The 13,526-nt window shown below is 56.8% G+C and carries 11 protein-coding genes; 4 read left to right on the top strand and 7 right to left on the bottom strand.

What is annotated here, in order from left to right; translation table 11 throughout:
* The first annotated feature begins 297 nt into the window (after nucleotides 1-297).
* The 4 genes from ACIQU2_RS21285 (at nucleotide 298) to ACIQU2_RS21270 (ending at nucleotide 4,365) form a co-directional block, all read left to right on the top strand.
* Entirely contained in the window at nucleotides 298-1,683 is a 1,386-nt protein-coding gene (locus tag ACIQU2_RS21285; protein WP_403143791.1) for a DUF6002 family protein, read from the top strand.
* A complete protein-coding gene (locus tag ACIQU2_RS21280) occupies nucleotides 1,680-2,420 on the top strand; it encodes a hypothetical protein (protein WP_403143789.1) in 741 nt (246 codons plus the stop codon). Before ACIQU2_RS21285 ends, ACIQU2_RS21280 begins: the two co-directional genes overlap by 4 nt.
* A 305-nt stretch (nucleotides 2,421-2,725) precedes the next feature.
* Nucleotides 2,726-3,964 carry an MFS transporter gene (locus tag ACIQU2_RS21275; protein WP_347803564.1) on the top strand — a complete coding sequence of 413 codons (1,239 nt, stop codon included), beginning with the start codon at nucleotides 2,726-2,728 and terminating at the stop codon, nucleotides 3,962-3,964.
* Nucleotides 3,965-4,119: 155 nt separating this feature from the next.
* Entirely contained in the window at nucleotides 4,120-4,365 is a 246-nt protein-coding gene (locus ACIQU2_RS21270; RefSeq protein WP_347803563.1) for a hypothetical protein, read from the top strand.
* A 116-nt stretch (nucleotides 4,366-4,481) separates the two neighbouring features.
* On the opposite strand, the gene ACIQU2_RS21265 is transcribed toward ACIQU2_RS21270, so the two are convergent.
* The 7 genes from ACIQU2_RS21265 to ACIQU2_RS21235 all read right to left on the bottom strand — a co-directional run bounded on the left by ACIQU2_RS21265 (nucleotide 4,482) and on the right by ACIQU2_RS21235 (nucleotide 13,312).
* Nucleotides 4,482-5,462 carry a peptide ABC transporter ATP-binding protein gene (locus ACIQU2_RS21265; RefSeq protein WP_403143787.1) on the bottom strand — a complete coding sequence of 327 codons (981 nt, stop codon included), beginning with the start codon at nucleotides 5,460-5,462 and terminating at the stop codon, nucleotides 4,482-4,484.
* Nucleotides 5,462-6,430, bottom strand: a complete 969-nt coding sequence (locus ACIQU2_RS21260) for an ABC transporter ATP-binding protein (protein ID WP_347803562.1) — start codon at nucleotides 6,428-6,430, stop codon at nucleotides 5,462-5,464. The genes ACIQU2_RS21265 and ACIQU2_RS21260 overlap by 1 nt, the downstream gene beginning before the upstream one ends.
* A 10-nt stretch (nucleotides 6,431-6,440) precedes the next feature.
* Nucleotides 6,441-7,352, bottom strand: a complete 912-nt coding sequence (locus ACIQU2_RS21255; protein ID WP_150658847.1) for an ABC transporter permease subunit — start codon at nucleotides 7,350-7,352, stop codon at nucleotides 6,441-6,443.
* 13 nt (nucleotides 7,353-7,365) lie between these two features.
* On the bottom strand, nucleotides 7,366-8,376 hold the full coding sequence (locus tag ACIQU2_RS21250; protein ID WP_007900379.1) for an ABC transporter permease subunit: 1,011 nt from the start codon (nucleotides 8,374-8,376) through the stop codon (nucleotides 7,366-7,368).
* Between the two features lie 72 nt (nucleotides 8,377-8,448).
* Complete coding sequence (locus ACIQU2_RS21245) at nucleotides 8,449-10,044, bottom strand: ABC transporter substrate-binding protein (protein ID WP_347803561.1); 1,596 nt, start codon at nucleotides 10,042-10,044, stop codon at nucleotides 8,449-8,451.
* Between the two features lie 80 nt (nucleotides 10,045-10,124).
* Nucleotides 10,125-11,540 (bottom strand): OprD family porin, encoded by a 1,416-nt coding sequence (locus tag ACIQU2_RS21240; protein WP_403143783.1) that lies wholly within the window; start codon nucleotides 11,538-11,540, stop codon nucleotides 10,125-10,127.
* A gap of 170 nt (nucleotides 11,541-11,710) precedes the next feature.
* Nucleotides 11,711-13,312 carry an ABC transporter substrate-binding protein gene (locus ACIQU2_RS21235; protein ID WP_403143782.1) on the bottom strand — a complete coding sequence of 534 codons (1,602 nt, stop codon included), beginning with the start codon at nucleotides 13,310-13,312 and terminating at the stop codon, nucleotides 11,711-11,713.
* Nucleotides 13,313-13,526 lie beyond the last annotated feature (214 nt).

Genomic DNA, 13,526 nt, shown 5'->3' with positions numbered 1-13,526 from the left:
CCCAGATTAATCTGGCGCTGATGAGGGATGTTGGCTGGGCGTGAAATTCCTTGCGGTGCGTAAACATCACTAAGCGAAGAGATGTCACCCGAAACTCACGGAGGGCCTATTTTTATCTCTGGTCCGGCCCGAGGCGAAGCATGTGGGATGTTTCTGTAAGCGTTTTTTCTGAGTTCTGTAGCTTGGGTCTGCTTTTCAGTTATCAAGGTTTTGACCAGAGACAAGGGAGTCCTTGACGTCTAGCGTTCGAAAGACATTCGCAAGTAGCGAATATCCACGAACAGGAGCGCTGGACAAATGGATGTGATGAAAAGCGGTACAGATGCACTGGCAACCCGGAGACCTCAGGATCCCATTTCGGTTATCGAGCGCTACTACGATCTGATCGTCGCCAGTGCTCCCGGCTTCGAAGTCAGCGGCAGCGACGATGCTTTCGAACCCTCAATGAGGTTACCTGAGCTGGATCCTCGTATGCAGGCCTTCCTGTCGGTCGCCACAGCGCAGTTTTTTGAAATGGGCCGCTACCGGGGTGTGCCGTTACGTTTGTTCGACCTGAGGCAGAACGCAAATACTCAAACAACAAAGACCTTTGCCTCGACACTAATCGTTGCACGTGCCATCCGGCATATTCAGGAAACCGGTGAAAGCATCCTGTTGTTTTCGCCATCCTCCGGTAACAAGGCGATTGCACTGCGTGATGCAGTTCTGCGTGCATTGAAGACCCAGTTGGCACATCCCGAGCAATTGCGGATTGTCACGCTGACGCCTGCCCAGACGACCGGGAAACTGCGTAGATCCGAACTTTATGACGACCCTCGGTTGCGTGCACTCAACCCTGTATTTGTGCTTGATACCGAGTCGCCGGAAGCGGTGAAGGTTGTCGGACAGCAATTCAAGGCTCTTTTCAATCGCCGTCCATTAGGTGATTCGAAGTTGTGGCATTCCCTGCGGCTTGAGAATTACCGGTTTTCTGACCAGGTCCGGGCGTTTTTTGACTTTGAGTATGGCGACGCCTGGGACACCGATCGCAGGACCGTACATGTGCATGCGGTGTCTAGTGCATACGGTCTTTTGGGATATTGCTCAGGTGTGGAGGTATTGAAACGTCAAAGGACCCCAATTTCCTTACCTTCGTTTTTACTGGTTCAACATCTAGCTACCAGCGATATGGTGCTGCACTTACTTGACGGAAACTTCGAGGGTGCTTCTACACCCAGCTATACCCAAGCTCCAAACGGGTTGTGGGTGCAGGCAGTGTCTGCGCATTTTCCTGCTGCGACCTGGAGTCCCGATGAGGTTCTAGAGCCCACTTTTTATACTCACTTGCCGCCTACGGCAGAAGAAATGACTGGGCACGTCAGGGCCAATGGCGGCTCAGGAATTGTTGTTTCGCTTTATGAGTGCATGCAGCGCTACAGCGAATGCGTTCAGTTGCTCGCAGATACGCCAGTCAGATTGCCAGTCGATCCACGGGACCTGAAAGAGTGGTCATTGGTTATGGCAATGACAGGTTGCATGAATGCGATTGATCGACAGTTACTAGAGGGCATGGACGGTTGCACCATTCATGCTTCGGGCTCCTACTGTCGGGGGGACTACGAAGCCATTCCAGCCGAGGGATTGTCATTAATCAGCAGCGCTGAAGAGATGATGGAGATCCTTTGCAGGTGCTCTAAGTCATGAGTGCGAGACCTTCCATGCCTGGCGAAGCGCTCTGCCACTTCCGTGTTTACAGGGGACATTCCAGAGCGGGAAGACCTGCAAGTCTTGTTTATGTCGGAGTGGCAGAAGGGCTGCTCTACATCGCTCCTTTCGTGGATCAATGTTTTTTCGAGTTTTCCTCTGTAGAGCGGGAAGGGACTCTGGAGTGGAATCAACTTGAGATATTCATAAAGAAGAACCGAACCACTATGTGCGTGTTGATGGCTCCCGAAGAGGTTGTTCATCAATGCCAGCATCAGGGCGATATTGTGGGCGTAAGCCGGATTCACCAGAAAGTCGACGTTTCTGCTGGTTGGGAGCATGTTCTGAGTCAGATCTCTCATCGAGAAAGCAAACGTCGTATTCACGCTGTCAGGCAAGGGTTTGATTTCGACGTATCGCTTGAAGATGAAGATTTTTTCGCCTTCTACCGCTCCATGCATGTCCCGACAATGAGTACTCGCTACGGTTCATTTGCTCGGAGTGTGCCGGAGGATGCGGCTTATCTGGATTTGTTCAAACGAGGAGTATTGTTTCGGATTCATTTGAATGATGAGTGGGTAGCGGGCAGTGTTTCCCAGATTGATAAATCGGTGCGTACCTTGAATGCGCGGTTGATCGGGGTAAAGGGGGGGGGCTGCGGTTTGCCGGGAAAATGGAGCGCAGAACTTTGTTTATCACGCGATTCTGGAATGGGCATCCAATCAACCCTTCATTGATTCTGTCGACTTTCAGGGCTGTGAGCCATTTTTGAGTAAGGGAACATTCCAGTACAAAAAACGCTTTGGGGCCCAGGCCTTTGTTCCGGATAACGCGTTTGGCCAATGGCGGATATTGATTCGAGTGCCAACGCTTTGTGCTTCAACTCGACAATTTCTGATCAACAACCCCCTGATTGGTCTGGATGCTGAGGGTCGGCTCCAGGCGCAGTATTTTTACGATGAAAATCATAAGATTCGTTCGGACATTTCTTTCGTTTCAAAAGGCATTCACAGCCATGTGAGTCTTAATCTGGACCAATGGCATGCTTAGTCGGTTCACCCACATGACTCGGCTGGCTGGTTACTTCTGTTCAATGGCCTGGGTCCTTGCCACGTTGATCTTTATCAGTCGCTTGAGTGCCATGGTCAAACTGTTCATGGCGCTGTACCTGCGTCAGGAACTAGGGTTTTCGATTGAGACGGTTGGCTGGTTGTTATCCGGATACGGGGCCGGCTTGCTGATAGGGTCAATGGTCGGCGGACTGCTGAGTGATCATTTCTCCACGGTGCGGCTCACTGCCGCGTTGTTTTTTGTTTCTGCATGGATACTGGTCTTGTTGGGGCTGGTCACTGATGTGACTTTGCTTGGCGGGTTGTTGTTGCTCAGTGGTGCACTCGACGGTGCGATTCGTACGCTTCATCAACGTTTGCTTATGGAGCATTGCGACGTTAAGCAACGCGCTCGCGCGCAGTCGTTGAGCCGTGTCGCGAGCAACCTGGGGATGGCGGTAGCCGGGGTGGCGGGTGGTGTCCTGGCGCAGACTGATTTTCGCTGGGTGTTTTTTGTCAGTGCGGCGATGACGGTGCTGGCCTTAGTCTGGTTTGTACGGTCGACATTTCATCGCGAAGCTTTTTTGATGGAGGAGAACACGGATACAGCTTCGGGTTTATGCGCACCGTATCGGGACAAGCCTTTCCTTTGGTTGTTGGCGGCTTCTGTGCTGCTGGGCCTTGCCTTTGAACCGGTCTACAGCATGCTGGGCAACTATTTACTTGATTACTATCGGTTGGGTACTGAGTTCATCGGGTGGCAATTCGCACTCAATGCGATGCTCGTGGTGACGCTGCAAATTCCGTTTTCTCACTGGGGGGAGCAATGGGGGGCTCGACGGCAACTGCTGGCCGGCAGTCTTTTGTTGGCTTGCGGACTTGGAATGCTGCCTCTGGGTACCGGAATGTTGTTTGTCTGCCTGTCGACGGTGGTTTGGACGCTTGGCGAAATTCTTTTCATGCCGACCCTCAATGTTCTGGTCATGCAGCGTGCACAGGCGGGAAAGAGCGGGCAGTACTTTGGTCTTTTTGCCATGTGCTGGAGTACGAGCGTGCTGCTTTCGCCGACGCTTGGAAGCCAGCTCTATGGTCATTTCGGTGGGCATAGCGTATGGGTCGCCTGCGCGGCTCTGGCGCTGCTGGCCATACCGCTGATTTATCAGGCGACTCGTTTATCGGAGCCTCGAAGGGTTCTTCCCTCCGCGCGCGGCGAGCCTGCTTCACTTAGCTGATCTGGTTATAGGCATTATTCACAACCAATCTCCCCGCCAAGGGCATTCCGTCCATTCGTTAGCGTCCTATCTGGAGAACCGAGTCAATCGGAACTAGATTTTATTCAGCGCCAGAGAGGCACCGCTGTTTCACCTACAAATGGATGGAATCGGCTATGAACAGGTTGCTACGCGTTGTATTGATGTTGAAAGTATTGGTAATGCTGGCCCTCGGCAGTTCTGCGGTCTGGGCCGAATGCGAGGATCACGATACCCAGGCTTCGAGCGGGCAGGTCGGGCATGGTGAGTTGATGCTCGCCAAGTCCGAATCCGAACCGGGCGATCAGGGGCAGGGTGGCAGCGCAGACGATGACGACTCGACCACTGACGATCCGGACACCGACGAGGATGAAGGGGCTTAAATGACAGCCAAAAGAAAACCCCTCCTGTCGGACTGATGCGCAGCCGAAGAAGAAGGGGTTAGTGAACAGGTCGTATATCCCTGTGGGAGCGGCGGTGCACCGCCGCTCCCACATTTTTATGCCGCGCCGTCGAGGAACTGCTCGGCGTAGTGGCAAGCCACCTGCCGTCTGTCGAGCAGGCGCAGGGCCGGCTCTTCAGTGCTGCAGCGCTCGGTCGCGTACGGGCAGCGCTTGTGGAACGCGCAGCCGGACGGCGGGTTCAGCGGGTTGGGCAATTCGCCGACGATCTTGATTTTCGGCTTGTTCGGGTCCGGGTGAATGGTCGGGGTGGCCGACAGCAGCGCCTGGGTGTACGGGTGCAGAGGACGCTCGTAGATGTCGTTCTTCGGGCCCATTTCCACCGGGCGACCGAGGTACATCACCATCACGTCATCGGCGACGTGTTGCACCACCGCCAGGTTATGGGAGATGAACACGTAAGCGGTGTTGAACTCTTGCTGCAAGTCCATGAACAGGTTCAGCACCTGAGCCTGGATGGACACGTCCAGCGCCGAGGTCGGTTCATCCGCGACCAGCACTTTAGGCTGCAACATCATCGCGCGGGCCAGGGCGATCCGCTGGCGCTGACCGCCGGAAAACATGTGCGGATAACGCTGGTAGTGCTCAGGACGCAAGCCCACCTGCTTCATCATCGCCTGCACTTTCTCGCGACGTTCGGATGCACTCAGGTTGGTGTTGATCAGCAGCGGTTCGCCGAGCTGGTCACCGACTTTTTGCCGTGGGTTCAACGACGCGTAAGGGCTCTGAAACACCATCTGCACGTCTTTGCGCAGTTGCTTGCGTTCAGCTTTGTTCGCACCGGTGACTTCCTGCCCGGCGATTTTCAAGGAGCCGGAGGATGGCTCTTCGATCAGCGTCAGGGCGCGGGCCAGGGTGGATTTGCCGCAGCCCGATTCGCCGACGACAGCGAGGGTCTTGCCGGCTTCCAGTTCGAACGACACACCGTTCAGGGCGCGCACGGTCGCATGGCCCTTGAACAGGCCACGGGACACTTCGTAGTGACGGGTCAGGTCGCGGGCGGTAAGTACGACGGCCATTACGCCACCTCCTGATTCAGCGGGTAGAAGCAGCGGGCGAGGCTGTTGCTTTTCGGGTCAAGGGTTGGACGTTGCTGACGGCAGGAATTCTGCACATACGGGCAACGCGGCGACAGCAGGCAACCCTGCGGACGGTCATAACGACCGGGAACGATGCCCGGCAGCGTGGCCAGGCGCGTGGCGCCCAGGCTGTGTTCCGGAATCGCCTTGAGCAGCGCTTCGCTGTACGGGTGCGCCGGAATGTCGAACAGCTGAGGCACCTGACCCACTTCGACCGCTTGGCCGGCGTACATCACGCACACGCGCTGAGCGGTTTCGGCCACGACCGCGAGGTCGTGAGTAATCAGCACCAGGCCCATGTTCTGCTCTTTCTGCAGGGCCAACAGCAGATCCATGATTTGCGCCTGAATCGTTACGTCCAGTGCCGTGGTCGGTTCGTCGGCGATCAGCAGTTTCGGTTCGCCGGCAATCGCCATGGCGATCGCAACACGCTGGCTCATACCACCGGACAGTTGATGCGGGTAAGCATCCATACGGCTGGCGGCGCCCGGGATTTCAACTTTTTCCAGCAGTTCGATGGCGCGTGCGCGGGCTTGCCTGCCGGACATTTTCAGGTGCAGGCGCAGCACTTCTTCGATTTGGAAACCGACGGTGTAGCTCGGGTTCAGCGCGGTCATCGGGTCCTGGAAGACCATGGCCAAGTCTTTGCCGACAATCTGCCGACGCTGACGGTTGCTCAGCTTGAGCATGTTCTTGCCGTCGAAATTCAGGGCGTCGGCGGTGACGATCCCCGGGTGCTCGATCAGGCCCATCAGCGCCATCATGGTCACGGACTTGCCGGAACCCGATTCGCCAACGATGGCCAGAACTTCGCCCTTGTCCACGGTAATGTCGAGACCGTCGACCACCGGAACGGCGTTCTTGTCGCCGAAGCGAACGTTGAGATTCTTGATTTCTAACAGTGACATTTGAATCTCCTCAGGCGGCGTTCTTGAGTTTCGGGTCCAGCGCATCGCGCAGGCCGTCGCCCATCAAGTTGATTGCCAGCACGCTGAGCAAAATGGTCAAACCAGGCAGACTGACGACCCACCAGGCGCGTTCGATGTAGTCGCGAGCCGAAGCCAGCATGGTGCCCCACTCAGGGGTTGGCGGTTGAACGCCAAGGCCGAGGAAGCCCAGTGCGGCGGCATCGAGAATCGCCGAGGAGAAACTCAAGGTGGCCTGAACGATCAGCGGCGCCATGCAGTTAGGCAGCACGGTGACGAACATCAGGCGCGGCAGACCGGCACCGGCCAGGCGCGCGGCAGTCACGTAGTCGCGGTTCAATTCGCCCATCACCGCGGCGCGGGTCAGACGAACATAGGACGGCAACGAAACCACGGCGATGGCAATAATGGTGTTGATCAGGCCAGGGCCGAGGATGGCGACAATCGCCACCGCCAGCAGCAGCGACGGCAGGGCCAGCATGATGTCCATCAGACGCATGATGGTCGGGCCGAGCAAGCGCGGGAAGAACCCGGCGAACAGACCCAAAAGGATGCCCGGAATCAGCGACATCACCACCGACGACAAGCCGATCAGCAGGGACAGGCGCGAACCGTGGATCAGCCGCGACAGCAGGTCGCGACCCAGTTCATCGGTGCCGAGCAGGAACTGGATTTGCCCACCTTCCAGCCAGGACGGCGGGGTCAGCAGGAAGTCGCGGTACTGCTCGCTCGGGTTATGCGGTGCCACCCAAGGGGCGAACAGTGCGCAGAAAATCACCAGCAGCATGAACATCAGGCCGGCGACGGCGCCTTTGTTCTTGGAGAACGCTTGCCAGAATTCTTTATATGGAGACGGATACAGCAGGCTTTGATCGACTGCTACCGCTGGAATTGAAGTGGTCATGGTCATAATGATCTCAGCGCTGGTGACGAATGCGTGGGTTGGCAAAGCCGTAGAGGATGTCCACCACGAAGTTGACCAGAATCACCAGGCAGGCGATTAACAGGATGCCGTTTTGCACCACGGGATAGTCCCGTGCGCCAATGGCTTCGATCAGCCATTTGCCGATGCCGGGCCAGGAGAAGATGGTTTCGGTCAGGACCGCACCGGCCAGCAATGTGCCGACTTGCAGGCCGACCACGGTCAGCACCGGAATCAGCGCGTTACGCAGACCGTGGACGAACACCACGCGCGACGGCGACAGGCCTTTGGCGCGGGCGGTACGGATGTAGTCTTCACGCAACACTTCGAGCATCGAAGAGCGGGTCATCCGCGCGATCACTGCCAGCGGGATGGTGCCGAGCACAATGGCCGGCAGGATCAGGTGATGCAGGGCATCGAAGAACGCACCGACGTCATCGGCCAGCAGCGTGTCGATAAGCATGAAGCCAGTCCGCGGCTCGATGTCATAGAGCAGGTCGATCCGCCCGGACACCGGGGTCCAGCCCAGGGACACCGAGAAGAACATGATCAGGATCAGGCCCCACCAGAAGATCGGCATCGAGTATCCCGCCAGGGAGATGCCCATCACCCCGTGGTCGAACAGGGATCCTCGCTTGAGTGCCGCGATCACCCCGGCCAGAAGGCCCAGGATGCCGGCGAACAACAGGGCGGCCATGGACAGTTCCAGGGTCGCGGGGAATAGAGAGCTGAACTCGGTCCAGACACTTTCACGGGTACGCAGGGATTCGCCGAGATCGCCGTGGGCCAACTTGCCGATGTAGTCCAGGTACTGGGCATACAGCGGTTTGTTCAGGCCAAGGCGTTCCATTGCCTGAGCGTGCATTTCGGGGTCGACCCGACGTTCGCCCATCATCACTTCCACGGGGTCGCCAGGAATCATGCGAATCAACGCGAAAGTCAGCAAGGTGATACCGAAGAATGTGGGGATCAATAACCCCAATCGGCGGGCAATAAAACTAAACATCTTGTGGTGTACCTCATCAGCCGGTTAGGCGTGCCCGGCATTCCTGGGTCAGGAATGCCGGTAGTTTCTTATCTACTTCACCTGAGTGGTGGCGAAGTTGTTAGTCGTCAAAGGGCTCTGGTGGAAACCCTCGACGTTTTTACGCATGGCGGTGAACATTTTCGGATAAGCCATAGGAATCCACGGCTGGTCTTTGTCGAAAACGTCCAGCGCTTGTTCATAAATTGCCGCCCGTGCAGCCGGCTCAGTGCCGCCGCGGGCCTTGTCGATCAACGCTTGAAACTCCTTGTTGCACCAGCGGGCGTAGTTTTCGCCGTTTTGTGCTGCGTCGCAACTCAGGTTTGGCGTCAGGAAGTTATCCGGGTCGCCGTTGTCGCCGGCCCAGCCTGCCGACACCATGTCGTGTTCGCCATTCTTGGCGCGTTTGAGCATTTCGCCCCATTCCATGACGCGGATGTCGAGCTTGAGGCCGATCTGTGCCAGGTCCGATTGCATCATTTGCGCACCGAGCAGCGGATTAGGGTTGGTCGGGCCGCCGCCGTTGCGAGTGAACAGGGTAATCACAGTGCCTTCCGGTACCCCGGCTTCCTTGAGCAGTTCGCGGGCCTTGGCGAGGTCACGCGGCGGATTTTTCAGGTTGTCGTTGAAGCCTAGCAGGGTCGGCGGATAAGGCCCGGTGCCGATCACCGCGTTGCCTTTGCCGTACAGGCTGTTGACGTAGGTCTGCTTGTCGAAAGCGATGTTGATCGCTTGACGCACGCGTACGTCGCTCATGTATTTGCGAGTGGTATTCATCGCGGTATAGCTGGTGGTCATCGCGGCCAGCTCATCGACCTTCAGGTTCGGGTCGGCCTTGATGCTCGGGACGTCATCGGGTTTAGGGTACAGCGCGATCTGGCACTCGTTGGCCTTGAGCTTTTGCAGGCGCACGTTGTTGTCGGTGGTGATCGCGAATATCAGCGTATCGGCCGGCGGCTTGCCGCGGAAGTACTCAGGGTTGGCCTTGAAGCGTACCTGAGCGTCCTTGTTATAGCGGGTGAAAATAAACGGGCCCGTACCGATCGGCTTGCTGTTGAGGTCGGCCGTTTTATCGGCCTTGAGCAATTGATCGGCATATTCGGCGGAGTAGATTGCCGAAAACGGCATGGCGATGTCGGCCAGGAACGGTGCTTCACGACGCGTCAGGGTGAATACGACGGTGTCTTGGTCGATTTTTTCAACGCTTTTGAGCAGATCCTTGAAGCCCATGCTTTCAAAGTACGGGAAGCCCACGCTCGACTTGTTGTGCCACGGGTGTTTCGGGTCCAGCTGACGCTGGAAACTCCAAAGCACATCGTCGGCGTTCAAGTCGCGGGTCGGCTTGAAGTAATCGGTGGTGTGAAACTTGATGCCTTTACGCAGGTGGAAGGTGTAGCTCAGGCCGTCCTCGCTGATTTCCCAGGATTGCGCCAGTGCAGGAACCACTTCAGTGGTGCCAGGCTTGAAGTCCACCAGGCGATTGAACACTGTTTCGGCCACTGCATCGGCCGTGACTGCAGTTGTGTACTGAACGATATCGAAACCTTCCGGACTGGCTTCGGAGCAAACCACCAGGGGTTTGGCCGAGACGCCAACAGCGGCACTCAGCAACGCGGCTGCGATGGCCGCACGTAGGGGAAGCATTTTCATCAAAGAACCCTCTGCAATCGGTTAGAAGGACAAAAACCGAACGGCCGATTCGTCACTGAATCAGTCGTTCGGCAGGTGCATTACAGAATGTTGAACGGGATGGTGGTCACGAGACGGAACTCGTTGATGTTGCCATCCAGCTGGTTTTCACTCGCGCGGTGAGCGGTGTAGGTGGCGCGAATAGCGGTAGCCTTGAGCGGACCGCTCTGCACGGCGTACGAAGCGCCGATGCCGTACTCATAGTGATGTTCACCGTCCATCGTGGTCACGCTGTTGTAGGCGCCACCTTTATAGTGAGTACCGTCGATACCCCAACCGCGAGCCTGGTAGATGTTGAATTTCAGACCTGGCACGCCGTACTCAGCCATGTTGAGGCCGTAGGCAATCTGGAAGGATTTCTCGTTCGGGCCGTTGAAGTCCGACAGCAGGGAGTTGGCCAGGTAGATACCGTTGGTTTCGTGCAGGTAGTCGAAGTACTCGTTACCGTTCACTTCCTGGTAGGAGAAGGTCAGGCTGTGGGCCTGGTGAGTCAGACCGAGCGACAGGGAGTAGGTGTCGTTGTCGATCTCGCCCAGTACGGCTTTGCCTTCGTCGACGGTTTTGTAGTAATTCAGGCCGGTGGTCAGGCTCAGTACCGAGCTGTCTCCCAGCACGTGGCTGGCGCCGAAGTAGTACTGGTTCCACATGTCTTCGGCCTGAGTGCCCCACACGCTGGTAGTCAGGCTGGCGAATGGCTGGTAAGTGATACCAGCGGTGTTCACGTGATCGATTTCAATGATTTCGTCAGCGTATTCGGAGCGAAATTTACGCTGGCTTTCTTCAGTCCGTGGAGAGTTGCGATCGAAGGTGGCCAAGTCAAAAGTCAGGTTTTCCAGCTCTTCGCTGTGCAGGGCCACACCCTGGAAGCTCGAAGGCAGCGGACGGTTACCGATCACATCGACCATCGGGCTGCTGAAATTCTGGCGGCCAGCGGTCAGGGTAGTGTTGGAGACGCGTGCCTTGACGTTCGCCAGGCCGAGTTTGCTCCATTGGCCTTGTGCGTCGCCGCCTTCTTTGGTCAAGGTACGGTTATTACCGGCCCGTTCACGGTCACCCGGTACGCCGCCGAAGCCGGAGGCCAGTCTTTCTTGATCACGTTCCAGGGCTATCGCGTTGTAAGCCGCGACTTCAGTGCTGAAACCTACAGTGCCCTCAGTAAAGCCCGAGTTGTACTTGATGATGGTGCCTTGTACCCAGTTGATACGACGGTCCGTCGTTTGCAATGTGCCGCCTTTGTTGTAGCGGAACACGCCGCCGCGTTTCAGTTGCTCATTTGCATACCAGTTACGCGTGGAACCGGTGATCGATTGGCCTTCAACAAAGCCGGTGGCTTCGCTTTGGGCGCTCTTTTCTTTCACGGTAACCGGGGTGTACGCCTGGCTTTGGGTTTCTGCGTACGCTGTGGCGGTTACGCTGCTGATGGCCAAGGCCAATAACGCGGTGCTACTCAGTTTCATGGGGTGAAGCTCCTTTTTTTCTTTTTTTTAATGCCGGCCTTTTTTGGTGATCCCGGCTATTTGGTTTACTCATTCAAGGCATCGCAAACGTTTGCTGTAGGCCGGATTGACGAATTACGGCAATACGCTTGCGTGAGGGCAATGCGCCCCCAGTGGTTCTGGCTAATCGGTTATTTTTCTATGCTGACGCCCGAGAACACGTTACGACCGAAAGGACTCACCTTGAATCCTTCGATTTTGGCGCTCAACGGCTGGTTAACCGTCGAGTGGGCGACTGGCGTAATCGGCACCTGCTGCTTGAGGTACTGTTGCGCCTGTTTGTAGAGCACGGTGCGCTGGTCGCGGTCGGTAACGACTTTGGCCTGCTTGACCAGCTTGTCGTAGGCCGGATCACACCACATGGAGTAGTTGTTGCCGCCAATGGCGTCGCAGCTGTAAAGCGTGCCGAGCCAGTTGTCCGGATCCCCGTTGTCACCGGTCCAGCCGATCAGGCTGACGTCGTGCTCGCCGTTCTTGGTGCGCTTGATGTACTCGCCCCATTCGTAGCTGACGATCTTCACTTTGAGGCCGATTTTTGCCCAGTCAGCCTGGAGCATCTCGGCCATCAACTTGGCGTTGGGGTTGTACGGGCGCTGGACCGGCATGGCCCAGAGGGTAATTTCGGTGCCTTCCTTCACGCCGGCAGCCTTGAGCAGTTCCTTGGCTTTTTCCGGGTTGTAGGCGGCGTCTTTGATGGTCTCGTCGTAGGACCATTGGGTCGGCGGCATGGCGTTGACGGCCAATTGACCGGCACCTTGATAGACGGCGTTGAGAATGCCTTGCTTGTTCACTGCCATGTCCAGCGCCTGGCGCACTTCGAGCTGGTCGAAAGGCTTGTGGCGCACGTTGTAGGCGATGTAACCGAGGTTGAAACCGGGCTTCTCGATGAGCTTGAGTGTCGGGTCGTTCTTCAGCGCGGTCACGTCGGCAGGGCGCGGGTGCAGGGTGATCTGGCACTCGTTGGCCTTGAGCTTCTGCACCCGCACCGAAGCATCGGTGTTGATGGCGAAAATCAGATTCTCAAGCTTGACCCGGCTCGGGTCCCAGTACTGCTGGTTGCCGGTGTAACGGATGTTGGAATCTTTCTGGTAGCTCTTGAACACGAACGGCCCGGTGCCGATCGGCTTCTGATTAATATCGCTTGGTTTGCCGACCGCCAGCAGTTTGTCGGCGTATTCGGCGGACAGGATGGCGGCGAAGCTCATGGCGATATTCTGGATGAACGCGGCGTCCACGCTGTTGAGCGTCATGACCAAGGTCAGCGGCCCGGTCTTCTCGACCTTGGCGATGTTCTTGTTCAGGCTCATTCCGTTGAAATACGGGAACTCGGTCGGATAAGCCTTACGGAAAGGTTGCTGTGGATCGAGCATGCGATTGAACGTGAACAGCACGTCATCGGCGTTGAAATCACGGGTCGGCGTGAAGTATTTGGTTGTGTGAAATTTCACCCCCTCGCGCAGGTGAAAAGTGTACTTGAGGCCGTCCTCTGAAATATCCCAGCGAGTGGCCAGGCCAGGTACGACGTTGGTGGCGCCTTTTTCGAACTCTGCCAGTCGGTTGTACAACGGCTCGGCGGCGTCATTGTCGGTCGCGGTCGTGTACTGCGCGGTGTCGAAGCCAGCGGGGCTGCCTTCGGAGCAGAACACCAGGCTGTTATTGGCGGCCTGGCTGATGGAAGTGGCGGCCAGCAGGCCGGTGCCCAGCAATGCGGATAAAACCAAGGTATGGCGCATGACGCTCCCTTTTCTCTTTCGCTAAGTGTTTTCAATGAACAGCCGTCCTGTCCGGGGACGTGGAGGCATCACTGATCTCAAGCCATGACAGGCAGCAATAACCGAGAGCCCACGCACGAACTGGTCAGATCCCGACGGTAGGAGCCGTGGGTCTGGCAGTAAATGCGTAGAGTCCTAAATACTCGTAGGAAATGGCAACGCGTCCGACGCCGCT

It is taken from the genome of Pseudomonas sp. NPDC098740 (genome assembly GCF_044760065.1).
Taxonomy (GTDB): domain Bacteria; phylum Pseudomonadota; class Gammaproteobacteria; order Pseudomonadales; family Pseudomonadaceae; genus Aquipseudomonas; species Aquipseudomonas rossensis.
The sequence above is the reverse complement of the archived record's forward strand: the minus strand, read 5'-3'. Positions and strand labels throughout refer to the sequence as shown.